The sequence below is a fragment of the Methanothrix sp. genome (assembly GCA_029907715.1).
Classification (GTDB): Archaea; Halobacteriota; Methanosarcinia; order Methanotrichales; family Methanotrichaceae; genus Methanothrix_B.
On sequence record JARYLI010000001.1, the window covers coordinates 124,785 to 151,404 of the forward strand.

At 55.9% G+C, this 26,620-nt stretch carries 22 protein-coding genes; 12 read left to right on the forward strand and 10 right to left on the reverse strand.

The annotated features are described in order from the left end of the window. Nucleotides 1–70 precede the first annotated feature (70 nt). The 4 genes from fdhF (QHG98_00540) to QHG98_00555 are packed head-to-tail and all read left to right on the forward strand — an operon-like array spanning nt 71 to nt 6,749. Nucleotides 71–2,836, forward strand: a complete 2,766-nt coding sequence (fdhF, locus tag QHG98_00540) for a formate dehydrogenase subunit alpha (protein ID MDH7596221.1) — start codon at nt 71–73, stop codon at nt 2,834–2,836. Then, nucleotides 2,820–3,704 carry a sulfide/dihydroorotate dehydrogenase-like FAD/NAD-binding protein gene (locus QHG98_00545; GenBank protein MDH7596222.1) on the forward strand — a complete coding sequence of 295 codons (885 nt, stop codon included), beginning with the start codon at nt 2,820–2,822 and terminating at the stop codon, nt 3,702–3,704. Before fdhF (QHG98_00540) ends, QHG98_00545 begins: the two co-directional genes overlap by 17 nt. A 55-nt stretch (nt 3,705–3,759) precedes the next feature. Then, entirely contained in the window at nt 3,760–5,772 is a 2,013-nt protein-coding gene (fdhF, locus tag QHG98_00550) for a formate dehydrogenase subunit alpha (GenBank protein MDH7596223.1), read from the forward strand. Then, nucleotides 5,772–6,749 (forward strand): 4Fe-4S dicluster domain-containing protein, encoded by a 978-nt coding sequence (locus QHG98_00555; protein MDH7596224.1) that lies wholly within the window; start codon nt 5,772–5,774, stop codon nt 6,747–6,749. Before fdhF (QHG98_00550) ends, QHG98_00555 begins: the two co-directional genes overlap by 1 nt. Before the next feature lie 695 nt (nt 6,750–7,444). On the opposite strand, the gene QHG98_00560 is transcribed toward QHG98_00555, so the two are convergent. The 3 genes from QHG98_00560 to QHG98_00570 form a co-directional block, all read right to left on the reverse strand. Continuing rightward, nucleotides 7,445–7,648, reverse strand: coding sequence for a hypothetical protein (locus QHG98_00560; protein MDH7596225.1), 204 nt, complete (start codon nt 7,646–7,648; stop codon nt 7,445–7,447). 356 nt (nt 7,649–8,004) lie between these two features. Continuing rightward, nucleotides 8,005–9,174: a tRNA uracil 4-sulfurtransferase ThiI gene (thiI, locus tag QHG98_00565; GenBank protein ID MDH7596226.1), complete on the reverse strand. Its 1,170-nt coding sequence runs from the start codon at nt 9,172–9,174 to the stop codon at nt 8,005–8,007. Further along, nucleotides 9,158–9,352 (reverse strand): DUF5350 domain-containing protein, encoded by a 195-nt coding sequence (locus QHG98_00570; GenBank protein ID MDH7596227.1) that lies wholly within the window; start codon nt 9,350–9,352, stop codon nt 9,158–9,160. The genes thiI and QHG98_00570 overlap by 17 nt, the downstream gene beginning before the upstream one ends. Before the next feature lie 126 nt (nt 9,353–9,478). On the opposite strand from QHG98_00570, the gene QHG98_00575 reads away from it, so the two are divergent. Further along, entirely contained in the window at nt 9,479–9,913 is a 435-nt protein-coding gene (locus tag QHG98_00575) for a DUF1232 domain-containing protein (GenBank protein ID MDH7596228.1), read from the forward strand. Between the two features lie 624 nt (nt 9,914–10,537). On the opposite strand, the gene QHG98_00580 is transcribed toward QHG98_00575, so the two are convergent. Beyond that, entirely contained in the window at nt 10,538–11,086 is a 549-nt protein-coding gene (locus QHG98_00580) for a DJ-1/PfpI family protein (protein ID MDH7596229.1), read from the reverse strand. A gap of 587 nt (nt 11,087–11,673) precedes the next feature. Between QHG98_00580 and QHG98_00585 the strand changes: the two genes are divergently transcribed. Next, nucleotides 11,674–12,261 (forward strand): Hsp20/alpha crystallin family protein, encoded by a 588-nt coding sequence (locus QHG98_00585; GenBank protein MDH7596230.1) that lies wholly within the window; start codon nt 11,674–11,676, stop codon nt 12,259–12,261. Between the two features lie 334 nt (nt 12,262–12,595). Here QHG98_00585 and QHG98_00590 read toward each other — a convergent pair whose 3' ends face one another. Beyond that, on the reverse strand, nt 12,596–13,084 hold the full coding sequence (locus tag QHG98_00590; GenBank protein MDH7596231.1) for a DUF367 family protein: 489 nt from the start codon (nt 13,082–13,084) through the stop codon (nt 12,596–12,598). 88 nt (nt 13,085–13,172) lie between these two features. Between QHG98_00590 and QHG98_00595 the strand changes: the two genes are divergently transcribed. From QHG98_00595 to QHG98_00610, 4 genes are all read left to right on the forward strand, one after another. After that, the gene (locus QHG98_00595; GenBank protein ID MDH7596232.1) at nt 13,173–15,740 is read left to right on the forward strand and encodes a valine--tRNA ligase; all 2,568 of its coding nucleotides are present in this window, start codon (nt 13,173–13,175) and stop codon (nt 15,738–15,740) included. Beyond that, nucleotides 15,737–16,309 carry a class IV adenylate cyclase gene (cyaB, locus tag QHG98_00600; GenBank protein ID MDH7596233.1) on the forward strand — a complete coding sequence of 191 codons (573 nt, stop codon included), beginning with the start codon at nt 15,737–15,739 and terminating at the stop codon, nt 16,307–16,309. Before QHG98_00595 ends, cyaB begins: the two co-directional genes overlap by 4 nt. A 152-nt stretch (nt 16,310–16,461) precedes the next feature. Beyond that, a complete protein-coding gene (locus tag QHG98_00605) occupies nt 16,462–17,289 on the forward strand; it encodes a F420-dependent methylenetetrahydromethanopterin dehydrogenase (protein ID MDH7596234.1) in 828 nt (275 codons plus the stop codon). A 144-nt stretch (nt 17,290–17,433) separates the two neighbouring features. Further along, complete coding sequence (locus QHG98_00610; protein ID MDH7596235.1) at nt 17,434–18,081, forward strand: YkgJ family cysteine cluster protein; 648 nt, start codon at nt 17,434–17,436, stop codon at nt 18,079–18,081. Between the two features lie 87 nt (nt 18,082–18,168). On the opposite strand, the gene QHG98_00615 is transcribed toward QHG98_00610, so the two are convergent. From QHG98_00615 to metG, 5 genes are read right to left on the reverse strand one after another with little or no spacing between them, the layout of a single operon-like run. Then, nucleotides 18,169–18,837 carry a phosphoglycolate phosphatase gene (locus QHG98_00615; GenBank protein MDH7596236.1) on the reverse strand — a complete coding sequence of 223 codons (669 nt, stop codon included), beginning with the start codon at nt 18,835–18,837 and terminating at the stop codon, nt 18,169–18,171. Then, complete coding sequence (radA, locus tag QHG98_00620; protein MDH7596237.1) at nt 18,834–19,802, reverse strand: DNA repair and recombination protein RadA; 969 nt, start codon at nt 19,800–19,802, stop codon at nt 18,834–18,836. Before radA ends, QHG98_00615 begins: the two co-directional genes overlap by 4 nt. Before the next feature lie 33 nt (nt 19,803–19,835). Further along, nucleotides 19,836–20,951, reverse strand: coding sequence for an OB-fold nucleic acid binding domain-containing protein (locus tag QHG98_00625; GenBank protein MDH7596238.1), 1,116 nt, complete (start codon nt 20,949–20,951; stop codon nt 19,836–19,838). 25 nt (nt 20,952–20,976) lie between these two features. Then, nucleotides 20,977–22,680 (reverse strand): ATP-binding cassette domain-containing protein, encoded by a 1,704-nt coding sequence (locus tag QHG98_00630; GenBank protein ID MDH7596239.1) that lies wholly within the window; start codon nt 22,678–22,680, stop codon nt 20,977–20,979. Nucleotides 22,681–22,700: 20 nt separating this feature from the next. Next, nucleotides 22,701–24,710: a methionine--tRNA ligase gene (metG, locus tag QHG98_00635; GenBank protein ID MDH7596240.1), complete on the reverse strand. Its 2,010-nt coding sequence runs from the start codon at nt 24,708–24,710 to the stop codon at nt 22,701–22,703. 151 nt (nt 24,711–24,861) lie between these two features. Between metG and QHG98_00640 the strand changes: the two genes are divergently transcribed. Continuing rightward, complete coding sequence (locus tag QHG98_00640; protein MDH7596241.1) at nt 24,862–25,254, forward strand: ArsR family transcriptional regulator; 393 nt, start codon at nt 24,862–24,864, stop codon at nt 25,252–25,254. Nucleotides 25,255–25,510: 256 nt separating this feature from the next. Beyond that, entirely contained in the window at nt 25,511–26,617 is a 1,107-nt protein-coding gene (gene ftsZ / locus QHG98_00645) for a cell division protein FtsZ (GenBank protein ID MDH7596242.1), read from the forward strand. Nucleotides 26,618–26,620 lie beyond the last annotated feature (3 nt).

Below are 26,620 nucleotides of genomic sequence, written 5' to 3' on the forward strand. Positions count from 1 at the left end.
CAGTTCACCGGCAATATTCTAATACAATCAGCCCAAACCCGCGGCGAGTGATCTCGCGAGCGGTATTGACATGGACGAGATATGCCTTACGATCGACGGTGTTGAGGTGAGGGTCCCCAGTAGGACGACGATCCTGAATGCAGCACGAAAGGCCGGAATCTACATCCCGGCGCTCTGCGATCACCCGGATCTGAAGCCGATAGGCATCTGCAAGCTCTGCATAGTCGAGATCGCAGGCTGGGAGACGTATCCGACGGCCTGCACCACGTATGCGGAGAGCGGTATGGTCGTTCGCACCAGCACCCCTGAGATACAGGATATCCGGAGGAACACGCTGGAGCTCCTGCTTGCGATCACCAGCCACCCCGTGAGCTGCCTGATCTGCGAGCGCAAACGCGACTGCTCTGAGCTAAAGGAGTGCATGCGCAAGTTTCCCGCCACAGTGGGATGCAAGTACTGCCCGAAGGATGGGGAGTGCGAGATTCAGATGGCTGCAGATCACCTCGGACTTGAGAGGATCAGATATCCTGTCTCATACAAGGGAATGCCGGTGCTCAGGGAGCCGTTCTTCGACCGGGACTACAATCTCTGCATAATGTGCGGAAGATGCGCCAGGATATGCTCTGAGCTCAGGGGCGAGGGTGTTCTCCAGATGATCGCAGACTATCACAGAGGCAGCCGGATCGGACCAGAGTCGCTCATCGATAGCAACTGCAAGTTCTGCGGGGCATGCGTCGATGCCTGCCCGACTGGTGCTCTCTACGCGAGGATCGAGAAGTGGGAGCGGGCCGACAGGAGTGTGGTTACTACATGCCCGTTCTGCGGGGTCGGCTGCCAGATGGAGGTTGGCGCCAGGAACAACCACATCGTGAGGGTCAGAGGTCACAGGGACGGAGCAAATGAGGGGCAGCTCTGCGTGAAGGGCAGGTTCGGGCTGGAGTTCGCAGAGAGCCCTGATCGTCTCAGGACCCCGATGATAAGAAGAGACGGAGAGCTCGTCAGTGCCACCTGGGACGAGGCGCTGGATCTGATCGCAGAGCGTCTCAGCTCCTTCAGAGGCGATGAGTTCGGCATGGTGGCATCTGCCAAGTGCACCAACGAGGAGGTGTATCTGGCCCAGAAATTCGCCAGGGTTGTTATGGGCACGAACAACATAGATAACTGCGCAAGGCTCTGCCACGCATCAACGATATCGGGTCTGTCAATTGCGATAGGCAGCGGCGCGATGACCAACTCCATAGATGATATCAGGAGCGCTGAATGCATACTGGTCATAGGATCGAACACCACAGAGCAGCATCCGGTTATAGGCCTTCGCATAAAGGAGGCGAGGCGGAGGGGCGCCAGGATCATCGTGATAAACCCGCGCCGGATCGAGCTGTGCGATATCGCAGACATCTGGCTCAGGAACCGTCCTGGGACAGATCTGCCCCTCATTCTGGGGATGTGCAGATCGATAAAGGATGCAGGGCTCGAGGATGTGGAGTTCATCAGGGACCGCACCGAGGGCTTCGAGGATTTTGCGAGATCCCTCGATGATATTCAGATGGATGCCATCTCCAAAATCACAGGCGTCGAGGAGTCGCTCATCAGAGAGGCCGCGCTGCTCTACGCAAACGGCAAGCCATCCTCCATAGTCTACTCGATGGGCATTACGCAGCATGCCTCAGGAACCGATAACGTGCTTGCGCTCGCGAATCTGGCGATGATGACAGGCAACATAGGCGTGCCCGGCGGTGGGATAAACCCGCTCCGGGGTCAGAACAACGTCCAGGGGGCGTGTGATATGGGAGCGCTCCCGAACATGCTGCCCGGATACCAGAGCGTCCTGAGCGCCGAGGCCAGGGCCATGATCGAGGGGATCTGGGGGATGAGCATACCTGAGCGCCCCGGTCTGACGCTGGTCGAGATGTTCGATGCAGCGAGAAGCGGCAGAATAAAGGCGATGTACATCATGGGAGAGAACCCCGTGCTGAGCGAGCCCGATGCAGGGCATGTCGTCGAGGCGCTGAGGAACCTGGATTTTCTTGTCGTGCAGGACATATTCCTGACGGAGACAGCGCAGCTCGCGGATGTCGTGCTACCGGCCGCATGCTCACTGGAGAAGGACGGGACCTTCACATCCACAGAGCGAAGGGTCCAGATGGTTCGCAGGATCCTGGATCCGCCTGGGGATGCGAGGCCTGACTGGTGGATCCTCCAGGAGCTGGCGCTCAGAATGGGCTACAGAAAGGGATTCTCGTTCAGCTCCACCGCGGAGATAATGCGCGAGATCTCCAGGGTCGCGAGGATATACGGCGGGATATCCCATGAGCGTCTTGAGGGCGGAGGTATACAGTGGCCGTGTCCTGATCCCAGCCACCCCGGTACACCGTACCTGCACAGGGATGGGTTCGCAAATGGAAGAGGCAGATTCAGAGTCCTGAGATACAGGCCCCCTGAGGAGATTCCGGACAGCGAGTATCCAATGGTGCTCCTGACAGGGAGGATTCTCTATCACTACCACACAGGCACGATGACAAGAAGGGTCCACGATCTGGAGTACCTGCGAGGAGAGGAGGTGGTTGAGATAAACCCGGAGGACGGAACGGCCCTCGGGATAAATGATGGTGATACTGTGGAGGTCTCATCTAGGCGTGGATCTGTCAGGGCGAGGGCCAGGCTCACAGACAGGTCTCCGAGAGGGACTTTGTTCATGACCTTCCACTTCTCTGAGACCCCAACAAATGTATTAACATCCAGGTTCCTAGATCCTGTGGCAAAGATACCCGAGCTCAAGTTCTGCGCGGTTCGCATAAAAAAGATCCAGGAGTCGCAGCATGTACAGGATATGTGAGAAAGAGGTTCTTGCTCCCAACATAATACACATGCGCTTCGAGGCGCCGCGGATCGCCGGGGCTGCACGTCCGGGGCAGTTTCTCATACTCAGAGTGGATGAGAGGGGCGAGAGGCTGCCCCTGAGCCTGGCAGGATGGGACCCGGAAAGGGGCACCGTTGACGTCGTCTTTTACGTTCTCGGCACGAGCACGATGAAGCTCGCATCCCTGAAGGAGGGGGACCACGTGCTCAATCTGGCAGGCCCGCTGGGTGAGCCGACGGAGATATCCCGTTTTGGTGATGTGATATGCGCCTGTGGATGCTTCGGGATCGGGCCGACCATCCCTCTAATAAAAGCTCTGAGGGATGCAGGCAACCGTGTTGTGACCGTGGTGGAGGGGCGCGGCAGGAGCTTCATATTCTGGGAGGACAGGCTCAGGGATCTCAGCGACGAGCTGCATGTTGTTCTGGGAGATGGGAGCTGCAGCGAGCCTGGCTGGGCGAACGAGTTCATCTCCAGATACCTGGCAGAGGGCAAAAGGGCTGACAGGATCTTCGTTCACGGCTGCCCCTTCATGATGATGGTCGTCTCAGAGGCGTCGAGGCCATTTGAGGTGAGGACCGTGGTCAGCCTCACACCCCTAATGGTCGATGGAACAGGGATGTGCGGAGCATGCAGGGTTGAGGTAGGGGGAGAGACCAGGTTCGCCTGCGTGGATGGGCCTGACTTCGATGGTCACCTGGTGAACTGGAGGACGCTCACAAACAGGATGCGCCAGCTTGTTGATGAGGAGGATCTCTCCCAGCGGCTGTGGGAGAGGAGGAACTGGCACAGGCTTGTGCAAATTCAAACGAACGGCAATACGAACGGTCGGTGTTACAGGTGATGGGGATCTTCTGCACATCTCAAAGAGCGATGAAAATGCCCATGCATGCAGGGTGATGGCATTGGATGCGATTGAGACGACCTGTGTCTACTGCGGCTGCGGCTGTGGCCTTTATCTGCACGTGGAGGACAACAGAATAATCGCTGTCACCCCATCCATGAAACCACCCGCCAGTGGAAGGCTCTGCGCAAAGGGCTGGCTCCTTCACGGCTTCGTGAACCACCCGGAGAGGCTCAGAGAGCCGCTGATACGCAGGGGAGATCGTCATGTTCCGACATCCTGGAGCGAGGCGCTCTCATTCATAGCGAGATCTTTTGATGAGATAAAGAGGGATTCAGGACCTGATGCACTCGCGGTTCTCACATCTGCGAAGGCAACGAACGAGGAGAACTATCTTCTCATGAAGCTCTGCCGCGCAGCACTCGGATCCAACAACATCGACAACGTCGCGCGGCTCTGCCATGCGCCCACGCTCTTCGCTCTCGGCTCATCTCTTGGGAGTGGATCGATGACGAACCCGATAGAGAGCCTTCTCCACTCTGATGTTATAATGATCATCGGATCGAACACGACCGAGCAGCATCCTGCGGTCGCCCTTCATGTAATGGAGGCCAGGAGAAAGGGCGCCAGGATCATAGTGGTGGATCCGAGGATAACGCAGATGGCGGAGATCGCAGATCTGCACCTCCAGTTGAGGCCCGGCACTGATATAGCCCTTTTAAATGCGATCCTGAACATCGTCATCCAGGAGGGGATGATCGATGAGGAGTTCATACGCTCGCGGACGGAGGGGTTCGATGATATTCGCGATCATCTCGCCGAATACTCGCCTGAGGTTGCGGAGCGAATATGCGGTGTGCCAGCAGAACTCATACACGATGCCGCTGTGATGTATGGCGGCGCAGAGGCTGCTGCTATTGTGTACGCTATGGGCATAACTCAGCACGCATACGGCACGGACAACGTTCAGGCGATCGTAAACCTTGCGCTCGCAACTGGAAATCTCGGGAGGGACGGCTCCGGCATATATCCACTTCGGGGTCATCAGAACGTGCAGGGAGCGTGCGATATGGGCGCGCTTCCAGATTACTACACCGGATATCAGAGGGTATCTGAGTTCAGAGAAAAGTTCGAGGATGCGTGGAAGGTGGAGCTTCCCGCATCCCGGGGCAGGACTGCAATCGAGATCATGAGCTCCGCGGGATCTGAGATCAGGGGGCTGTACATCTCTGGAGAGAACCCGGCCCTGAGCTACCCGGACAGCTCAAGGATCAGAGGTGCGCTGGAGTCTCTCGATCTCCTGGTGGTCTCGGATATATTCCCGACAGAGACGACCAGGATGGCGGATGTTATTCTTCCAGTCGCATCATTTGCAGAGAAGTACGGGACCGTGACCTCAACAGAGAGAAGGGTCCAGCTCATCAGAAAGGCGATCGATCCTCCGGGGAGTGCACTGCCCGAGTGGGTCGTGGCAGCGAGGCTTCTCGAGATCTTCGGCGTCTCATCGGATTATAATTCCCCGGCTGATGTGATGAAGGAGATAGCGGCGCTGACACCGAGCTATGGCGGCATCTCCCATGAGCGGCTGGAGCGCGGCGGCATCCACTGGCCGTGCCCGACGCAGGAGCACCGTGGAACGCCTGTACTTTACAGAGACGGTTTTCCGCGCGGGCGTGCTGTGTTCAGGCATGTTGACCAACGCAGTCTGGATGATGAGAGGTTCACGCTGATCATAGGCAGGAGCCAGTACCACTTCCACACAGGGAGCATGACCAGAAGGGTCTGCATACTGGAGCGCGAGGTGCCTGAGGCGTTTGTTGATATGAATCCAAAAGATGCAGCAGCCCTTGGAATAAGAAACGGGACCGGATTGATCCTGGAGTCGGAGAGCGGAACCATAAGGGCGAGGGCCAGGCTGAGCGATAACGTGAGGGAGGGCGTACTCTTCATGCCGTTCCACTTCAGGGAATCTCCTGTGAATCTCCTCACAAAATGGCAGCTCGATCAATTCTCGAAGATTCCGGCTCTTAAGATTGTATCCGTCAGAGTCAGAAGGGAGGACGCATGATGTTCTTCCTCGAAAAGAAGGATCTACCCGAGCTGCTCAGAAGGGCGGGCGCGTTCTTCGAGATCATCGCTCCTGTTCTCGTAAACGGAGAACCGCAGCTCGTCTCATGGAAAGGAGAGGATCTCGCGCTCAGCGCTCCGAATCAGCTCATCCCTCCCACACGGATGTTTCTCCCGCCGCGTGAAACTCTCTTCGCATACCTCCAGGAGAGCGGCCTTTACACCTTTAAAGTCCCGGAGGTCAGGAACAGACTGATCGTCGGCGTGAGGCCATGCGATCTCCGGGCACTCTCCCTTCTGGACAGGATAATGCTCTCCGAGCCTGCTGATGAGCTGTACTTAAAACGCAGAAGATCAACTGCGATCATCGCTCTGAACTGCACCGAGCCGTCTGAGAGCTGCTTCTGTGCCCAGATGGGGGCCGGACCAGAGGCGCACGAGGGCTTCGATCTCCTTCTCACAGATCTGGGAGAGGGCTATCTCCTGGAGACTGGATCGCCAGCTGGCATCGTTCTCGCCAGGCTCTCAGAGGAGCTTCTTGAGAGAGGCGATGATGCGGAAAAGAGGAATCTGATGAGAGAGAGCCGCGAAAGGATCATGAACGCCAGGCCCTGGCTCTCTCAGGACCGCATGAGAACCAGGCTCAGGGAGATCGACTGGAGATCCCTGGCAAAGGATTGCATCTCCTGCGGCGGATGCAGCTTTGTATGCCCCACGTGCCACTGCTTCACAATCGCAGATCTCGGTTTGCCTGATGGGGAGAGAATCAGGTGCGCTGACTCCTGCATCCTCTCAGGATTTCACAGAATGGCATCGGGAGCAAACCCGAAGGCCAGACCTGAGGAGAGGCTCCTCTCATGGTACATGGAGAAGCTGGAGCACATGCTGATACGTGCGGGAATGCCCGGCTGCGTTGGATGCGGAAGATGTGACAGGGTCTGCTTCTCAGGTCTGCACAGGACAGATATCTTCAGGTAAGCCCTGGAAAGGATTCGAAGCGCTGTTTCTAAGGCTGCCCTCCTTCCGACCGCATTTCCCTTCCGGTTCATGTGCTCGAACGTTGAGATCCAAAACTTGCAGCCATGTAGGAGTCTCCGGTATTTGCTCAATACTGTGAGCGTGATCGAGTTACTGATCAAGTGAAGCCGCTATGGCGCAGCCGTTCATCCAGAAATCTGCATTGGTCATCGGTTAAGGATTTTATGTAAATATATTAAATTTGACAAATTGAGATCTCCCCATAGTGAAGAGTTTGATTCAAATCGACCGCCTGTGGACTTGAGTCCTGATAGCAGTACTGAGGCGAGATAAGACTATTAAGTCCAAAGCTCTTATCCATCTGATAACTTGACCCAAAGAGGCACCAGTCACGCTATGCGTTCCTTCCGAGGGTATGAGTGCATTCAGCAACCGGCCCGCATGTCCTTCAAGTTGCTGAATACATAAGAGCGAAGTCCAATTCTACACATGTCGATCTTAACCGATGACGCATGCAGAAATCTGCGAAGAGGGCAGCTTACCTCAACGTATCGAGCATGTTCATTTTCCACGCGCCAGGATAAAACGAGGGTAAAAACGCAAGCTGCAGAGCAACGCACGCAATTATAGGAAAGCAGGCAGAAGATCCCTCCCATTCAGGGGAAGGGACGAAGTCACACGGAATTGAGAACAGATCAGCTGCTGGAGGAGAGCGTATCCAGCTCTCTGGAGACCCTCTCAATCCTCTCCCGCAGCTTCTCCCTGACCGCCTCTATCGCAAGATCCGCAAACCCTGTATCCTTGACAGCGGTTTCGAAGTCGCTTATGGCCTCCTCATAGGACTTTATGTAAACATACATCATGGCGAGGTAAACGCTGCTGGTTTTGTTTATATCCATACCACCACTGGCTCCTGTATGCCTTTAGGCTCTTATTCAGAGAGCCGTCCCGCAGGTTGCAGATCCATGTACATATAGACGATTCATCTAAATGCTATTGTACAGATAAGCACCGGAACGTGGCGACGCCGGAAAATCAACATAAATGGATGCTTTACAGTGGCATGTCATCTGGATGATCAGCCAGAATGAAATGTCTGAGGAACCAACGCAATCGACTCCATCCCGATGCCATAAGGCCACGGGCTTGAATGAGTGCTCGAATCACTGAATACAGAAACCAGCGATCGCCATCGACACTTAGCGACTCTGCGAGGTCACATGCATACGTCCACACAAGCTTTCATCGGGCCGCCTCATAAAGGAGACTGCCTCTCCTTCCTCACCTTCACGATCTCCATTTCATCAGCGAGTTCCACTGCGATCTCCCTAAGACCCAGCTCCCTCTCGATTCCCAGGATCTCATCGAGCTTTGCCTTCGTCACAGGCTTCCTCGGAGCTGCACGGCACTGCTTAGATCCTGTGGAGACATCGTACGTGCCGATCCTGCGCGCCAGATCCATGATCTCAGTCTTGTCCATCGCGATCAGCGGATGGTACAGCGGCGCCTCGATCCCGACCTGCTCTGCCATGATGTTCTCAGGGGTCTGGGATGCCACCTGTCCAAGAGAATATCCGGTCACGATGCCGTTTGCTCTCAGCCGCTTCATCACGACAGAGGAGACGTGGTACATCAGCCTTCTGCACAGAACGCAGGTCTCCCGGGGATATCTGGATGAGATGAGCTCGATCGCACGTGCGTTGCGCACGATCATCAGATCCAGATGCCTTCCGGACATCCAGCTCTGAAGTATCTCAGCCTGCCTGATCACCTGCTCCCTGGAGTCAGCGTATGGCGAAGCATCAAAGTGGAGAAGCGAGACTGGAGATCCGCGACGCATGATCAGCCATGCCGCCACTGGAGAGTCGATGCCGCCGGAGATCAGCGCGAGCATCCTGGACTGCGACCCGAGGGGAAGACCCCCCACGCCACGCATGATCTCGGTGAAGACCAGCACCCTGTCCTGGCGGGCCTCGACGAATATCTCCAGATCGGGGTTCTTGAGATCAACATCTGCCCCTGTGGCACGCTGAACCGCAGCTCCGACCTCCACCGCTATCCTCTCGCTGGATATGTCACCTCCGGCCCGCCTCGCCCGTATGGCGAAGCTCTTCGGCGAGCGCATCATGGCGATGCTCACCGCAAGCTCGGAGATCTCAGCTATCCCTGGCCTGACACTGTAGGCAGGGCTTACCGAGACAACACCAAAAACTCTGGAGATCGTGGAGGGGGCTCTCTCATCTGAGGTGTGGACGTATATCCTCCCGCCCTCTCCTGTCATCCTGAAATCTATACCGGCCGCGCGAAGATCGTGGGATATGTTCGCTCTCAGAAGCCTCTCCCAGCTCGACCTGGTCCAGCTGTCCTTGAGAGCGACCTCTCCATACCGAACCAGAACAAGTTGAGGTTTATCTGGTGGATGCAGCCTTCTCAGACCTCTTCATCCATCTGCGCCTGGAACCGCTGGATGTGTACTTGTGAAGGGGTCCCGGCTTCTTGTAGGATACTTCTGAGCTCGGTACCATGCGGACCTGTCCCTTTCGGCCCTTTATCTTCTGCCAGACTACACTTCCTGTTTTTCCCATGGTCACCGAGGTAGCCATGGCCTGAATTAAAAACCTTTCGTGATTGCATGCGAGCATCACCACAAACCGCCCTGAGACGTGCGACGGAAAGGTTAATTATCACCGGTAATAATTCCCATCAAGGGCCTTCAAGGAGGTCACTCCTTGGATAGATTTGACAAGATACTCGAGAAGGACATAGAGGGCTATGAGGGAAAGCACAGCGATCTCGTGAGATACGCCCCTGCGTTTTACAGGCTCATGAGCCGCATGCTCGGGGATCCGGAGCTGCCCAGGCGCATGTGGAAGCTGGTCATAGCTGCGATAGCATATTTCATACTGCCATCCGATATCATCCCTGAGGAATCGCAGGGGGCAGTTGGATACGTGGACGACATATTCCTGTGCGCCATGGTCGCTGATCAGGTGCGCACCACCACAGGATCTGATGAGATACTCCTGAGGAACTGGGACGGCGATGAATCTGTAATCCCGCTCATTCGCGATATACTTGGCAGGGAGAAGGAGCTGATAGGCGACAAGAAGGATGCCCTCATGAGCTACATCGGCTATGAGGAGCTGATAAACGCCAGTCAATGAGCTTTCTCTGAACTTGGGCGCAGTCCTTCCTTTCGCTCTCATTTGCTCAGCAACTTGGAGTTCGGGGAGCAGTTGCTGGTAGCACTCATCTGCTCATCAGGAGTGCGTTGCAGGGTCAATGCACCTGCGAAGTTGCCGATAGGAGCGCTCCTATACAGCTTTGCATCGTGAGGTTGGTGATTTGGGAAGCAAATCGGCAACATGCAGCCGATAAAGTATAAATTTTAAATAAAAATTATTGGTCATCGGTTAAAGATTTTATGTAGATATATTGATCATGAAATTTGACAAATTGAGCTCGCGCCAGATTGGAGAGTTTGATTCAAATCGACCGCCTGTGGACTTGAGTCCTGATAGCAGTACTGAGGCGAGATAAGACCATTAAGTCCAATTCTACACATGTCGATCTTAACCGATGTGTTTGCTCGATATCGTGAGCTTGCTTGAGTTACTGCTCAAGTGAAGCCGCTCTGGCGCAGCCGTTTATCCAGAAATCCGCCAAGAGGGCAATTTACCTCAACGTATTGAGCATATTCTAACCGATGACGCATGGAATACTTCTGCATGAAGACCGGATATCCCCATGCGAGGCAGGCGGTCCTATGAATATCTGAGCGTATCGACCTACTTCAGGGCCAGCGTCTCTCTCCCAACTTTAAGCATTGCCTCCCTTCCGGCGAGGAGCTCGACGAGCTTCAGGGCGAAGTCCATGGCTGTGCCCGGTCCCTGGCTTGTGACAATCTTATCATCAACGACCACGCGTTCGTCCATGTACCGCGCACACGCAGCCACCTCTTCTTTTCCAGCTGGATGGACTGTGGCCATCCGGCCGTCCAGAACCCCCGCCTTCACGAGGACAGACGGTGCGCCGCATATCGCAGCCACGTACTTGCCGGCTGCAGACATTTTCCGGACAGCGTCGAGAACACGTTCATCTTTGCCCAGGTTGATGAACCCAGGATTCCCTCCAGGGAGCACTATCGCATCCGCACTCTTCAGGTCCACCCGGTCGAAGGTGGTGTCCGGAATAACCCTCACACCATGTGAGCCCTGGATTGTACCCTCCCTGAGGCCGGCGATCTCCACATCGATTCCAGCGCGCCTGAGGATGTCAACCACTGTCACAAACTCGATCTCCTCAAAGCCCTCCGCAAGCGGCACCACAACCTTCATGACAGAACCTCCAGACAGAATCTCCAGATCGAATATGACGGCAGAGCAAATATATTTGATGATGCCCGTTGCTCTCCGGATTGCTGTGCTGGATAAGTCCCTCGAATCGTCATGCAACATGCCACTGAAATTTGTAGCGGAAAAGCCCAGAATCGATACGCTCTTATCCATCTGATAACTTGCCCAAAGAGGCACCGGTCCTGCTATGCGCTGTTGGCGAGGGAATGGGCACATTCAGCAACCGGCCTGCATGTGCTTCAGGTTGCTGAATACATAGGAGCGTCCTCAAGTATATGTGATATCGAAGAGTTTGTGTGGTGCTGTGTGGATAGCTATCGATTTCTGACAGGCCGCAGCGATCCGATCCCGCGGCCAGAATCTGGCGTGCGTCGGAGCAAATCTGCAGCGGCTCTTAGATCTCTCTGATCCAGGTGCATGCCCAGCAGCATCTTCGCGAATTTCCTCTGTGAACATGCATGCTGCCCGCCTGAAACAAAGCAAAATTATTTTCCATGAATCAGCGTATGCCTGTTTCATAGAAAACTATTTATAGTACTTCAAAACTAGTACATACCGAGGTGAAAAGAATGTGGAGGAGAAGGTATCCGTCGATCTTTGATATCTTCGAGAGCTTCATGAGAGGATTCCCGTTCGAGCGAAAGGAGCGCTTTGAGGAGGACTGGTTCCTGTCCCCCTTCGAGGAGATGATAAAGAGGTTCGAGACCGAGATGCCGAAAGAGTTCAGGGAGCTCGTCAGAGAGGAGGAGACTCCTGAGGGCAAGGTGAGAAGGTACGGGCCGTTTGTGTACGGCTTCAGCTACGTGGTCGAGCCAGGGAAGGAGCCGATCTTCAGGGAGTTCGGCAACATCAGGCCCTCATATCGCGGCATCGAGGCCAGCATAGGTCGCGAGCCTCTTGTCGATATAATGGAGGAGAAGGACAGCTACAAGATCTTCGTGGAGCTGCCGGGTGTGGACAAGTCCAATGTCAAGCTCGATGTCGCCGAGGACAGCGTCGAGATCAGGACGGATGACGAGAAGAGGTTCTACAAGATGATCCAGCTGGAGCGCCCTGTCGATCCGGACAGCGCAAAGGCCACCTACAACAACGGCGTGCTCACCCTGACGCTCGAGAAGAAGGAGAAGCGGAAGGGCAAGGAGGTCAAGATCGAGTAGATATTAAAATTATATTTTTTATCATATCTTACGAGTTAGATTCCTCTTAGGACGTCGCTGCATCAGGCTCATCTCCATGAATTATCGAGATCTGGCCTGAACCGGTTTCTCTCGACCGTTGGAGGTCTATTTTCCGTCAGTCTCTACCCATCCGATAATTCAAATGGATGCGCCGGTTTTTATATGCTTGGCGAGCTGGGGGATGTTGCTGAACGCATCATCGCCGGATCACGTGGCCAGATCAGTACCCACTGGAGCGAGCCATCAGCTGGATAAGAGCGGGCTGTTTTGTGCGTGAATCAATAAATTCAGCGCCACTTGTAAGCCTCCCCCTTCACATGTACTCGCTCTGTATCCTCACGACCTCAGCGCTGTCCCTTGCAGCTGCGTACTCCTCGAGAGGCTCCCTGTTGAGCTCGAGGAATGTGTGCCCCCAGGAGAACTTCGAGAGCACAAGCTCTGCCTGCTCCCTCTCTCCCAGAATGAAAAGTGCAGCCGCAAGTGCCTCCGCAGTTGATAACCTGAAGGGCCTGCCGAAGTTCACAGGGTTTGCAGCAAGGAGAAACGGCAGGGCTCTTGTGTTTGCACGAATCCTCTCGAAGACGCTCTCGGCCTCCGCCCAGCTGCAGTCAAGGGCTGCAAGTCCTTTTCCTGCAGATCTGTCTTCCGGAGACAGCGCTCGCTCAGAAAACGGGCTTAGAACCAGGTACCCTCTGAGATCGGTGATCCTGTGTGTCAGTCTTGCAATCCCGAAGCGCGCCAGCTTTCTTCCCGTGCATTTCTTCGGATCGCACTGGTTTGCGTGGTATACCAGGAGATGCATCTCATCAGAGTGTAACCGATAATCCTATTAACGTTGTGTTCAACCCTCCGTACATCCCTGCAAGGGAGAAGTATCAGGAGCTATCCCGATGAGCGAGATCTCCAAGGAGTACAACTTCAAAGAGGTAGAGGAGAAGTGGATTGAGAGGTGGGATCCCTCCGTCTATTACTTCGACTGGGGATCGGAGAAGCCGCAGTACATAATCGATACACCCCCACCCTATCCCACTGGGAACTTCCATATTGGGAACGCCCTCAACTGGTGCTACATCGACTTCGTGGCCAGGTACAAGCGCATGCGCGGCTACAATGTCATGTTTCCCCAGGGATGGGACTGTCACGGTCTCCCAACAGAGGTGAAGGTGGAGGAGACGTATCACATAACCAAGAATCAGGTCCCAAGGGAGGAGTTCCGCAGGCTCTGCGAGGAGATGACCGCTCAGGCGATAGAGAGGATGCGACGCACGATAACACGTCTCGGCATCTCAACCGACTGGTCGAACGAGTACATCACGATGAAGCCTGAGTACTATGTGAAGACGCAGCGATCATTTGTGCAGATGTATGAGAAGGGGATGATATACAGAGAGGATCACCCTGTCAACTGGTGCCCGAGGTGTGCCACAGCCATAGCATTTGCAGAGGTTGAGTACGATACCAGAATGACAACGCTGAACTACATGCGCTTCGAATCTGATTATGGATCTCTGGAGATCGCCACAACGAGACCTGAGCTTCTGCCTGCATGTGTCGCTGTCGCGGTCAATCCAAATGATGAGAGGCATATCAGATTCGTCGGAAAGAGCGTTAGGGTCCCTCTATTCGATTACGAGGTCCCTGTCCTCTCGGATCCTGCAGTCGATCCTTCATTCGGCACCGGCGTGGTCATGATCTGCACATTCGGCGACAAGCAGGATGTTCGCTGGTGGGTCGAGCACAAACTCCCGCTCAGGCAGGCCATAGATAGAGATGGGAGGCTGACCGAGATCGCCGGGAAGTTCAGGGGCATGGGCATCACCGATGCGAAGAAGGCGATAGTGGAGGAGATGCTCTCCAGGGGTATAATCTACAGGCAGGAGCCTCTGGAGCAGAACGTGGGCCTCTGCTGGAGATGCAAGACGCCGATAGAGATTCTCTCTGAAAGACAGTGGTTCGTGCGCATATATCCAGATGTGATAATCAGAACTGCTGACGAGATCAAGTGGGTGCCGGAGCACATGAAGCTCAGGCTGAAGAACTGGACTGGAACCATGGAGTGGGACTGGTGCATCTCAAGGCAGAGGGTCTTCGCAACGCCGATACCTGCCTGGTACTGCAGGAGATGCGGGGAGGTCATGGTCGCGAAGGAGGAGTGGCTGCCGCTTGATCCCACAAAGACGCAGCCTCCGGTGAGCTGCAGCTGCGGATCGAACGAGTTCGAGCCTGAGGAGGACGTTCTGGACACCTGGATGGACAGCTCCATATCAGCTCTCCACGTCACGGGCTGGCTGAACCGCGAGGATCCGAGGTATCCAGCACAGCTCCGGCCGCAGGGTCATGATATAATCAGGACGTGGGCATTCTACACAATACTCCGCTCGATGGCGCTCGTCGGTGTGAAGCCCTGGGAGACGATACTGATCAACGGCATGGTCCTCGGCGAGGACGGCAGGAAGATGTCAAAGTCGCTGAACAACTTCGTCATCCCTGAGGAGGTCTTCGAGAAGAATGGAGCCGATGCCTTGAGGCAGTGGGCAGCCCTCGGAGGCTCACCTGGCTCAGACGTGATGTTCCAGTGGAAGGAGATCGTTGCCGCTGGCAGGTTCCAGCAGAAGCTATGGTCGATCTACAGGTTTGCGGCCCCGTTCGCTTCTGATACAGATGCGCCTCTCTCCCAGATCGACCGCTGGCTTCTCGGCGAGCTCGGTGCGCTCGTCTCAAGGGTGACAGATGCGATGGAGGCCTTCCAGTTCGACGAGGCGTTCAGGGCGATACGCGCCTTCACGTGGGAGGTGCTGGCCGACGATTACATAGAGATTGTGAAGTCCAGGTTGTACGGTCCTGACTCCGTGGAGCGGAGGGCTGCACAGGCGACGCTCTACAGAGTGCTGGATGTCCTCTGCAGGCTCATGGCGCCCTTCATACCATTCATCACAGAGGAGATCTACAGCTCGCTCACAGGAAAGAGCGTCCACACCCAGAGCTGGCCTGCCATCGAGAGATACTCATCTCCTGAGGGGGCTCTGATACGGGAGATCGCAGCCGCAATAAGGCGATACAAGGCAGAGAGGGGTCTGGCGCTGAATGCGCCGCTGCCGGGCATAGAGATCTACACAGAGATGGATCTGGAGACGTTTGATCTGAGCGGAGTGGCGAACGCTCCGGTACAGCTCGGGAAAGGGCAGCCTGAGATCGAGAGCAGGGCGGTCGCTGTGAAGCCTGTGATGCGCCTGATAGGTCCGAGGTACAGGGATCACGCGGGGAAGATCATAAAGAAGCTCACGTCCATGGATCCGGCGGATCTTGAGAGGATGCTGGCATCAGGGCCTCTTGAGATCGAGGGGGCAGAGATCACGCCAGAGATGGTCGAGATCGTGAGGGAGACGCTGTCCAGGGGAGAGGCGGTCGATGTTCTCAGGCTCGATAGAGCGACGGTGGTGATAAGGAGGAGCTCTTGATAGAGGTTGAGGCCAAGGCCAGGGCGCCGGAGGATGCAGAGGAGAGGATCCTGCAGATGGGCGGTGTGCTGGAGGGGTTGGAGAACCACACCGACATATACTTCCGCTCCCCAGTTCGCGATTTCGCATCCAGCGACGAGGCGCTGCGAATAAGGATCAAGGATGATGGAGCGTACCTCACATACAAAGGTCCGAAGATGGATCTGAAAACAAAGACGCGGCTGGAGCTGAGCGTCAGGGTGGATGATGCAGCCACCGCCGAGAAACTGCTCGAGTCTCTGGGATTTTCCAGATTCGCTGTTCTCAGAAAGAGAAGAGCGAAGTACAGGCTGGGCGATGCGATCGTGGCTATTGACGATGTCGATGGGCTTGGAAGATTTGTGGAGGCGGAGATAGCGGTGGACCATGACAACCCCACAGACAGGGCGCGTGTGCTCGAGATAATCTCCAGCGTTGGCATGGGCAGGCCGATCAGACTATCGTACCTGGAGCTTATCGAGATCGCGCGGTCGAGTGCTGCAGCTTCTGGCAACCTTGGAGAAAGCCCTCCTGCAGAGTCGGAACCATAGCAGCTAATGCCGTATCATTGAGTTCGGATGCATTCTGTGAATGACGCCATGTCAGAGCATACTGGTTCCTGACATGGGCCACTGATTCGACCCTGCGATCCTTTCCTGAGCGATCGCAAATTTAATACTCATCCTCTTACCTCCAGACCAGCATGTTCAAGATCGGTTTTATAAAGCTCGGAAATATCGCGTCTTCTCTTGTTGTTGATCTCGCGCTGGACGAGATCGCGGAGCGGACGGAGATCGAGTCCAAGGTTGTATCACATGGACCGAAGATGTCCAGGAGCGAGGGCGAGCGGCTGGCAGAGGAGATGCGCGCCTGGTGTCCCCAGCTCGCTGTCGTCGTCAGCCCGAACGCTGCGACGCCCGGGCCCACTGCTGCAAGGAACATGCTGAAGGGAATTCCGCTCATAGTCGTATCTGACGGACCCACCAAGAAGGAGTCAAGGGATGCGATGGAGGCAGAGGGCTTCGGCTACATCATCCTCCCGATGGATCCGCTCATAGGGGCGAAGCGCGAGTTTCTGGATCCGGCTGAGATGGCGATATTCAATGCAGACGCGCTCAAGGTGCTCAGCATATGCGGCGCTGTCAGGCTTGTGCAGGAGGAGATCGACAGGGCGATCGCATCTGTGGCCGCTGGATCTCCGCAGCTTCCACACATACTCGCCACACCGGAGCTCTGCGCAGAGCGCATGGACTTCGCAAATCCATATGCCAGAGCGAAGGCGATCGCTGCGCTCTACATGGCCCAGACGGCTGCGTCCATCGATGCGCAGGCCTGCTTCAGGCTCAAGGAGCTCGAGGCGATCGCCCTCGCTGCAGCCGCAGGGCATGAGGTCATTCGAGCAGCTGCAAGGCTCGCGGACGAGGCGAGAGAGCTGGAGAAGTCCGGGGACACTGTATCTAGAAAGCCCCACGCCCGGTCGGGAGATCTGCTGGTGAAGAGAGGGCTTCTGGAGAAGCCGGCGAAGATCTGATGCGATCCTCTCTAAGGATCGTGCATTTTTTGAGCGGAGACGATAAAGACGATGGCCCATGCGGTCAGACCGCCATTGAGAAGAGATCTGGTGGTCCCACTCCGGCGATCGGCTTTATCTCTTTCCTGAGGTTCTGTAATGCATATGGCGATGAAGCTCCCTCCAGTGAAGGTGCGCAGCGCGTTTGATGTCAGGTGGCTCTGCCACAGGTTTTTCGCTCCCATCTGCCTCGAGGAGAAGAGGCGCGGCGAGCATCTATCTCTCCTCAGAGATCACTGGTCCGGCCGGGAGGAGGAGCAGAGGAAGATCGATCTCGGGGAGAGGGTATCATTCGATATAGCCCTGCCAATACCCGCGCGGGACAGGGGTTTCGCTGAGACGTGTGAGGGGGTGGAGTTCTTCTGGGAGATCTTCAAGTGCAGGAGATGCGGACGGTGCTGCTACACCCCCGGTGCAGGCCTGGTTCTGGAGGAGGGCGATATCCGGAGGATCTCGGGGTTTCTGGGCTCGAAGAAACGTCTCAGATCGATGTGCAGAAAGGGCGAGGATGGGACATGGATACTGAAGCAGCCCTGCCCCTTCTATGACAGGAGTGATGGCTGCAGGATCTACGAGGTCAGGCCGCTGACCTGCAGGCTGTACCCCCTTCATCCACCGCTCAGGGATATGCCGTTCAACCTCGCCGTCGACTCCTTCTGCCCTGCAGCCAGGGAGGTGGCGAAGAAGACACTGGGCTGGTGGGCGATCTGCGAGAAGCACTGGGCTGAGATAGTAAAAGCATCTCAGAAATGATGATGCGGAGCTGCGATCTTTGGAACCATTCCCTGCTGCGGACCACAGCGCTTTGCTTGCGCTCACTGTGCTGATGGGAGCTCCGCATCAGATCATGCCTGTGGCGCGCATGTGATCGATTATCTCAGCGAACCCCTCACCGAAGGGGCGCTCTGCAACGTACATTGCTGCTGATTTGACAGATGGATGCGCATTCCCGACAGCGGCCGGAAAACCTGAGATCTCCATCATCGGTATGTCGCTCGGGCTGTCGCCGATGGCTGCGATGCTTTCAGCTGGAATCCCCAGCCTCTCAGATATTCTTCTGAGTCCCGTGCCCTTTGTTATTCCCCTGTTCTTTATGTGAATGGCAAAACCTGTATCGACAAGATCCACAGGAATGTTCAGGGACTCCAGGTACCTGGAGGCTGCATCCACATCAAAGCCGCGGATGAGCACGAGATCTGTGAGACGGTACCTGGAATCGAACTTTTTTATGCCGAACCTCTCTTTGAGGTGCTCATACGCCTCGTCGCACATTTTCCTGTCGCCGACGATCTCTATTCTGTCGTCCGATGATATCACCCCGCCGTTCTCTGCGACGAAGTGTCTCACCCCGAAGAGCACCGCTGCAGCTCTGGTGAAACAGTGTGTGTTGCCTGTCACGAGTATCACAGGCACCTCAAGCTCCCTGATCACGCTGACAGAGACCGGGCTCAGAACCCGCCTCTCATCTGTGAGTGTGCCGTCGATGTCAACGGCCACCGCCTCAATCAATCCCTGAGACCCTCCATCGTCACGGAGAAGACCGCCTCGCCGTCCGGGAGGTTCGGGGAGTCGACGAGCCTGGCTATGCGCTTGTCACCCTTCGACTTTCTGAGGTAAACCCTGAACGTCGCGGTATGGCCCAGGACGTGACCTCCAACAGGCTTCGTGGGGTCACCGAAAAACGTGTCAGGCTTCGCCATCACCTGGTTCGTGACGAGTATCAGCGCGTTGTTCAGATCCGCGAATCTCATGAGATCGTGGAGATGCTTGTTGAGCTTCTGCTGCCTGTCGGCCAGGGTTCCGCGGCCGACGTACTCGGCCCTGAAATGCGCAGTCACAGAATCGACTATCAGGAGCCTCACAGGGTGTTCGGTCTCCCTGAGGCTTTCTGCAAGCTCCATGGCGCTCTCAGCCAGCAGGATCTGGTGGTTCGAGTTGTAGGCCCTGGCGACATGTATGTTCTTCAGGAAATCCTCAGGCCGCCACTCCCGGTCATCTATCGCCCTGAGCCCCATGACCATCTGCGATATCCTCTCGGGCCTGAATGTGTTCTCTGTGTCTATGATGATCGCCGAACCGTTCAGGCCGCCGAGCTCCGGCGGAAGCTGGACGTTCACCGCGAGCTGATGGGCCACCTGGGTCTTGCCCGAGCCGAACTCGCCGTACAGCTCCACTATCGCCTGAGTCTCCATGCCGCCGCCGAGCAGCTCGTCGAAGTTCCTGCTGCCTGTGGTTATCTTGCCGACGAGCTTCCTGCGCTCCAGAACCTGATCTCCGGTCTCGAACCCTCCGATATCTGCGGCCTCCCTCGCTGCAGCGATTATCTTCGCAGCTGTGGCCTCGCCAACCTCGGCTGCTGCCACAAGCTCCCCGGGTGAGGCGACTGCTACAGCCTCTATTGTTGTAAACCCCGCCTCCCTCAGCTTCTCCGCGGTGGCAGGCCCAACACCAGGTAGATCCTCCAATAGCTTCATCCGATCTCAGTACTCCTTACGGATATAACACGTTTATCCAGGCGGCGCGAAAGTGATCCTGCTCCTCCGGCCGCAGCTGATCTCCAGCTCGCCATTCCAGCCGTTCTTGACCTGTCCGCCCATTATCTCGACCCTGTAACCGAGATCCGCGTTCTCCAGCAAACGGTGGAGATCACCCCAGAGAGAGACCCTCACACGCCCGGTCTCATCTGTGACGTTTATGCTTGTGACATATCCCTTTGTGCCATCCTCCCTCTGAAACTCCCTGAGCTCGCCGATCCCTGTCAGGTATCCGGCTATGTTGCACACCTCCCCCACCCTGAGGTCTGCGATAGGCGTGAAGCGCTCATGGTACTGAACCTCAGAGGAGCTCTTTCTTATCACAGTGTACCTGCTGGTCTGGAGCTCTACGAACCCGTATCTCTCCCGGGAGCTGCAGTTGATAACCTCCAGAACATCCCCCTCCGAAACATCGATGAGAGCATGATCGTTCCAGAGCGTGATGCCGATGCTCCCTGTCTCATCTCCTAGGAGCATGCTCCTGACGAACCCCCTCGAGCCGTCCTTTCTTGTGAACTCCCTCGCCTCACCAGGATCGATGATCTTTGCTATTATGCTGATCTCGCCCATATCAGGCTGTATCTCCGCGATCTTCAGAGGCTCGACCCTGACCTTTATGTCTCTGTCAGCCTCCTGGATGCTGCAACCCCTCCCGATGCTTATCTCGGTTCCAGATCTTCCGAGCCGTGGGAAGCCTCTGACCTTGAGGCACTGGTCGACCCTGATATCCCCCGAGCTTATCAGATCCGTCGCATCATCCCAGAGTGTCACCTTTATCATCCCGGTCTCGTCGCCCATGGTGAGAGATGCGACCTTTCCAGTTGATCCATCCGACCGGCTGAACTCCCTCACCTCAGAGATCTGGATCACCCTGCCGATGAACGTGACCGCTCCGGACTCTGGCCTGATATCCTTTATCCTGGTCAGAATCTCGCCAGCGCCGAGCTCATGTGCGACGAGCATGGCAGCTGTTAGAGGATCGCATAATCCGCCCATGAGGGAGACCTTCTCGTTAACTCTGGCCTCGAAGTCCTCGATGCTTATTCGATCTGAGACCTGCCTGAAGATCTCCTCGAGCTGCTCGTCCATCCGACACCCTCTGCTGAATGCTTCCTCAATGCTCCTTCAGGTACTCTGCGCCGCATCTCTCGACGAAGATCTCGCAAACCTCTGCAGGATCCCCATCCGCGATTATCTCCCCGTTCTCGAAGAGTATCGCGCGGTGGGCGACCTCCTTCACGAGATCCACATGATGGCTGACGATGATTATGGTTGTGCCGTATCTCGCCTGGATCCGCTTCATGGCGTTCGCCACGTCTCTGAGGGTTATAGGATCTATGTCCCCGAAGGGCTCATCCAGTATCAGTATGCTCGGATTTGCAGCCAGCAGTATCGCCAGCGACGCCCTGACGCTCTCTCCACCGCTTAGCTGCTCCGGGTACTTGTCGAGGACAGAGGTGTCCAGGTCCATGATCCTGAAAACCGGCTCTGCAAACCTCCTCGCCTCTGTATCGGGGAACTTCGGGAAGAGCTCCGAGAGGACCTCCCTGTCCACACCCAGCCTCTCAAGAACCGCCTTCGCCTCATCCTCACGCATATCTGTGAGCGTGTAGAGCATATCCAGGACGCGATCGCTTATACCTATCTCCGCAGCGACCTCCCTCGCATACTCTATCACATGCTGCCCCTTGACTCCAAGCTTGTACGCTATCTGCTCCAGGATCGTCTCGTGGGGCATCAGGGCGAACTCCTGGTACATTATGCCCAGCCTTCTCCTGATCTCCATTCTTGTGGGCGAGTATGTTGTTATGTCGACCCAGCCATCCTCATGTCTGTAATAGATATGGCCATCATCCGGCATCCTGAGGCCCTCGATCATCGTGAGCAGTGTGGTCTTGCCCGCGCCGCTCGATCCAATTATGGCAGTCGTCTCCCCCCGGTTTATGTTCAGCCTCAGGTTTGAGATCCTGAGAACCTCGCCCGTTCCAACGAGATAGTTCCTCTTGAAGAGACGTCTCACCAGTATCTCCGGCTCGGGCGGCTCAGGCCTCGGTGGAAGAGGCACTGCCGGGCCGATCTTGGAGAGGAACATCTTCAGTACCTCGGAGGGCTTGCCGATCGTCCTGATGGAGCCGCCATCCAGCCAGATCAGGCGATCTGCGAGGTACCTGTGTATCTCGGGGAGATGCGAGACAACAAGTGTTGTGAGTCCGAGCTCCTCGTTGACCTTCTTTATTGTATCCAGGACCTCCTGCTTCGTTTTCGGGCAGGCCATTGTGGCAGGCTCATCGAGCAGAAGCAGCCTCGGCTTTTTGGCGAGCTGTCTCGCTATCAGCAGTCTCTGCTTCTCCCCGCCGCTCAGGATCGTTGCGAGATGGTTCGCCTTGTGCCCAAGGCCGACGAGCTCCAGAAACCCCTTCGCCTCCTCGTAATACTCGTCGTATCTCGCATCCTCCGGTATGGGAAGAGCCTCGTAGCCTGTCTCTCTGGAGTACACGCGCCTGACGACGTTCTTTATCGCGGATTCTGTCCAGAGACCGAACTCACGCTGGAGATGTATCGCTGTTATCCTTCGCTGCTGCATCCTGACGTCCTCACCGGACTCAGGGGTGATCTCGAGGCCGTCTATGACGATCCTGCCAGCATCGAAATCCTCTATGCCTCTGAGTATCCTCATGAGGGTGCTCTTCCCACCTCCACTCTTTCCGACGATACCGAGGATCTCACCCTCATTTGCGCTGAAGCTGACATCCTTCAGAGCGAGAATCTTCCGCCCCTTCACATCGTATGTCTTGCAGACTCCCTCGACCTCAAGCATCCTTCAACACCTCAGCGAAATCATCTGATCCCGGATCCGGGTGGAACTTCCCTATCAGGCCTGAGAAGTACAGCATTCCCATTTATGTCTGCTGCAAGAAGCATCCCCCTCGACTCCACGCCGAATATCTTCACAGGCTCGAGGTTTGCAACAACAACCACCTGCCTGCCAACGAGCTCCTCGGGGCTGTACATCTTCGCGATTCCAGCCACAATCTGGCGCCTTTCGCCTATGTCGACAATGAGCCTGAGAAGCTTATCCGAGCCCTTTATCCGCTCTGCCTCAAGAACTGTGCCAGCCCTCAGGTCAAGCGCCTTGAACTGTTCAAACGATATCATCGGTTTCTCCTCCACTCCCTCCTCAGCACCCTCCGCCCTGCGGATCCGCTCCCTGAAGATCTCCTCCAGCTTCTTCACTGTTGAGTCTTCCATCCTGCTGAACAGTATCTTCGGGGTGCCCAGAGCCTGACCCTCTGGTATGGGCTGAACCGCATCCATGAACCTCACCTTATCAAGAGAATCCATACCGAGCTGGCTCCAGGCGACCGCCATCTTGGATGGCATGAACGGCTCCATGAGTATGACCATCGCCTTCGCCATCTGGAGACAGTTCCTGAGCACCGAGCCAGCTGCCCTTCGATCCGAGCGTATCAGCTTCCACGGCTCATGCGACTGGAAGTAGGTGTTCGCGTAATCAGCGAGTGAGAGCACCGCATCCGAGGCCCTCTTGAACTCATATTCCATAAGTGACGAGGATACATCCCCGACACTCATCTCTATTCTCTTCATGACCTCAGGGTCCAGCTCACCCTCCGGTACCTTTCCGTCGAAGTTCTTCACAGCAAATGTCACAGCTCTGTTCAGGAAATTGCCGAAGGCGCCCACAAGCTCTGTGTTGACCTTCTCCTGCAGGATCTTCCAGGAGAAGTTCACCTCCTTTGTGTGAGATGTGTAGCTTGCCAGGTAGTACCTGAGATAATCAGGCTCAAGGCCCTGATCTAGATAGTCGTCCTTCACCCAAACGACATATCCGCGGCTCTTCGAGAACTTCTTGTCGTCGATCTTGAGCATGCCGCTCGCAACGACATCGCTCGGAAGCGTGTAGCCAGCGCCCTCGAGCATGGCGGGCCAGAAGATGCAGTGATGATAGATGATATCCCCGCCTATGAAGTGGATTATGCGGCTCTTCCCGCGCCAGTACCTCTCCCAGGGCACACCGTGCGCTTTACACCACTCCTCTGTGAATGAGATGTATCCGATGGGCGCATCGACCCAGACGTAAACGACGAGATCCTCGCTCCCAGGAAATTTGACGCCCCAGCTCATGTTTCTTGTTATGCACCAGTCCTTGAGCTCCTGCCGGACCCACTCGAGCGCGTAGTTCCTTGCACTGGCAGTACCGCCCAGCCTCTGGAGGTAATCAAGAAGGAATTCCCTGAACGCGGAGAGCCTGAAGAAGTAGTGAGTCTGCTTCCTGTACTCCGCCCTGGAGCCGCAGACCTTGCATACCGCATCCTTTATCTCTCCAGGCTCCAGGTGCCTCCCGCAGCCCTGATCGCACTCGTCCCCTCTCGCCGGCACACCGCAGTACGGGCATATCCCCTCAACGTATCTATCGGGAAGGAACCGCTCGCATCTCGGGCAGTACGCCAGCTCGATCTCTCTGGGATAGACGTGTCCCCTCTCCATCAGAGCCCTCACGATCTCCTGAGTCCTGTGATGATTCGAGGGATCATCTGTGCATCCGAAGTAGTCGAACCTGACGTTGATGCTCCTGAAGACCTCCTCGAAGTGCTTGTGGTAGAACTCCACAAGCTCCCTGGGGCTCATGCCCTTCGATTCGGCATTGACCACTATGGGAGTGCCATGGGCGTCTGATCCGCAGATGAAGAGGACATCGCGGCCCATCCTCCTCAGAGCTCTCACGAATATATCCGCAGGAACATACGTTCTTAGATGTCCTATGTGGGCCGGGCCGTTCGCATATGGCAGACCACATGTAACCAGAATGGGATCGTTATCTGTGGGCAACTATGAACACCTGGCTCCAGTATTGAGCTAAAGGAGATATAGGTTTTCCTTCAGCAGTGGATGAATCACAATCCCCTGCAGCGCGCATTACAATTAATTTCCACGAAACATATATATATTGAACAATCTTGTATCTGATGTGGTGATGGGGTTGAAAAAGGTACCACTGCCCGATCCCAGCGATGAGCAGGAGGAGTTTTCTTCCATACTGATGGAGATTGGACTGAGGAGAAATGTTGCCAAGGTTCTCACATATCTCGCAGGGGTTGTCGAGGCGACATCGAGGGACATAGAGACGAACTCAGATCTGAGGCAGCCGGAGGTGAGCATCGCCATGCGAGAGCTCCGAGAGCTGGGATGGATCTCCGAGAGGGACGAGAAGAATCCGGGGAAGGGCAGGCCCTACAGGATATACAGGCTCGAGAAGAGCATCGATGAGATCATAAATTATCTGGAGGATCAGAAGCTGCAGGACATCGAGAGGACCATGCACCAGATAGAGCGCCTCAAGGAGCTCCGGAGTGTGGAGGCGCGAGGGGCTTAGCTGCAGCCTGCATCAATCCACAGGACTGATCACATGCTGATAGAGAGGTTGATCAAGACCAAGACAGGCATTCACGCGGCACACATTTTGATTACAGATTAAAATTATAATCTAATATATGGTAGTTAAACCATGCATCATCTGAATACTGTTAAATGCCATAAAGATATATTACCCGTGTAATCTCAGCCTCACTATCAAAAAATCTATATACTAATTGCACAGTAAAACCAAACAAGCATGTAGAGGGGATGGCATGAAGTCCATAATCGACGAGGCCCTGAGCAGGGCTGAGCGGGAGGGAAGGGCTGAGCCCACAAGCGCCACAGACGAGGATCTGGTCTCGGTCCTCGAGGGACTCACAACAGTCATAAGGGTGATAGGCTGCGGTGGGGGGGGATCCAACACCATAGACAGGTTATCGGAGGCTGGCATCCAGGGAGCTGAGCTGTATGCGATAAACACAGATGCCCAGCACCTTCTCCACATCAATGCCGACCGCAGGTTCCTGATCGGCAGGAGGACGACCAGAGGGCTGGGTGCCGGAAGCCTGCCGGCCATCGGGGAGGAGGCCGCCCAGGAGGATATCGAGCAGATAAAGGCAGCTGTCCAGGGGGCTGACATGGTATTCATCACATGCGGCCTGGGGGGTGGAACCGGCACAGGTGCATCGCCTGTGGTCGCCGAGGCTGCAAGGGAGGCTGGCGCCCTCACCATAGCGATAGTGACGCTCCCGTTCAGCGCGGAGGGCTCGATAAGGATGGCGAACGCTGAGGCCGGCCTGAAGAGGCTGAGGGAATCTGCTGACACTGTAATCGTCGTTCCAAACGACAAGCTCCTTGAGGTCGCGCCAAACCTGCCGTTGCAGGCCGCATTCAAGGTGGCGGACGAGGTCCTGATGAGATCCGTGAAGGGGATAACAGAGCTGATCACCAGGCCCGGGCTGATCAACCTCGACTTCGCGGATGTCAAGACTGTCATGTCTCACGGTGGTGTGGCGATGATAGGCCTCGGGGAGGCGGACGGCGAGGAGAGGGCAAGAGACTCCGTGATGAGGGCTCTGCGCAGCCCTCTGCTTGACGTGGATGTCTCCGGTGCGACCTCAGCGCTTGTCAATGTCGTTGGCGGGCCTGACATGACCATCGCGGATGCGGAGATGGTGGTGGAGGAGGTCTACAGCAGGATCAACCCCGATGCGAGGATCATATGGGGCGCTCAGATAGATCCTGAGCTCAAGGGCACGATAAGAACAATGCTTGTGGTGACCGGCGTCTCCTCCCCGCAGATACTCGGCAGGGACGAGGGGAGGCGCGTGGTATCGAAGCACGGGATCGACTTCCTGAGCAGGCGCGCACGGTACTGAGGC

Excerpts from the sequence above, each read along its gene's own strand:
- QHG98_00625 (MDH7596238.1), bottom strand. The coding sequence starts at position 20,951 with ATGGACGAGCAGCTCGAGGAGATCTTCAGGCAGGTCTCAGATCGAATA.
- QHG98_00630 (MDH7596239.1), bottom strand. The coding sequence starts at position 22,680 with ATGCTTGAGGTCGAGGGAGTCTGCAAGACATACGATGTGAAGGGGCGG.
- ftsZ (MDH7596242.1), top strand. The coding sequence starts at position 25,511 with ATGAAGTCCATAATCGACGAGGCCCTGAGCAGGGCTGAGCGGGAGGGA.
- QHG98_00560 (MDH7596225.1), bottom strand. The coding sequence starts at position 7,648 with ATGGATATAAACAAAACCAGCAGCGTTTACCTCGCCATGATGTATGTT.
- QHG98_00605 (MDH7596234.1), top strand. The coding sequence starts at position 16,462 with ATGTTCAAGATCGGTTTTATAAAGCTCGGAAATATCGCGTCTTCTCTT.
- QHG98_00545 (MDH7596222.1), top strand. The coding sequence starts at position 2,820 with ATGTACAGGATATGTGAGAAAGAGGTTCTTGCTCCCAACATAATACAC.
- QHG98_00555 (MDH7596224.1), top strand. The coding sequence starts at position 5,772 with ATGTTCTTCCTCGAAAAGAAGGATCTACCCGAGCTGCTCAGAAGGGCG.
- radA (MDH7596237.1), bottom strand. The coding sequence starts at position 19,802 with ATGAAGCTATTGGAGGATCTACCTGGTGTTGGGCCTGCCACCGCGGAG.
- fdhF (MDH7596221.1), top strand. The coding sequence starts at position 71 with ATGGACGAGATATGCCTTACGATCGACGGTGTTGAGGTGAGGGTCCCC.
- QHG98_00580 (MDH7596229.1), bottom strand. The coding sequence starts at position 11,086 with ATGAAGGTTGTGGTGCCGCTTGCGGAGGGCTTTGAGGAGATCGAGTTT.
- QHG98_00570 (MDH7596227.1), bottom strand. The coding sequence starts at position 9,352 with ATGGCTACCTCGGTGACCATGGGAAAAACAGGAAGTGTAGTCTGGCAG.
- QHG98_00595 (MDH7596232.1), top strand. The coding sequence starts at position 13,173 with ATGAGCGAGATCTCCAAGGAGTACAACTTCAAAGAGGTAGAGGAGAAG.
- fdhF (MDH7596223.1), top strand. The coding sequence starts at position 3,760 with ATGGCATTGGATGCGATTGAGACGACCTGTGTCTACTGCGGCTGCGGC.
- QHG98_00585 (MDH7596230.1), top strand. The coding sequence starts at position 11,674 with ATGTGGAGGAGAAGGTATCCGTCGATCTTTGATATCTTCGAGAGCTTC.
- QHG98_00590 (MDH7596231.1), bottom strand. The coding sequence starts at position 13,084 with ATGCATCTCCTGGTATACCACGCAAACCAGTGCGATCCGAAGAAATGC.
- QHG98_00610 (MDH7596235.1), top strand. The coding sequence starts at position 17,434 with ATGGCGATGAAGCTCCCTCCAGTGAAGGTGCGCAGCGCGTTTGATGTC.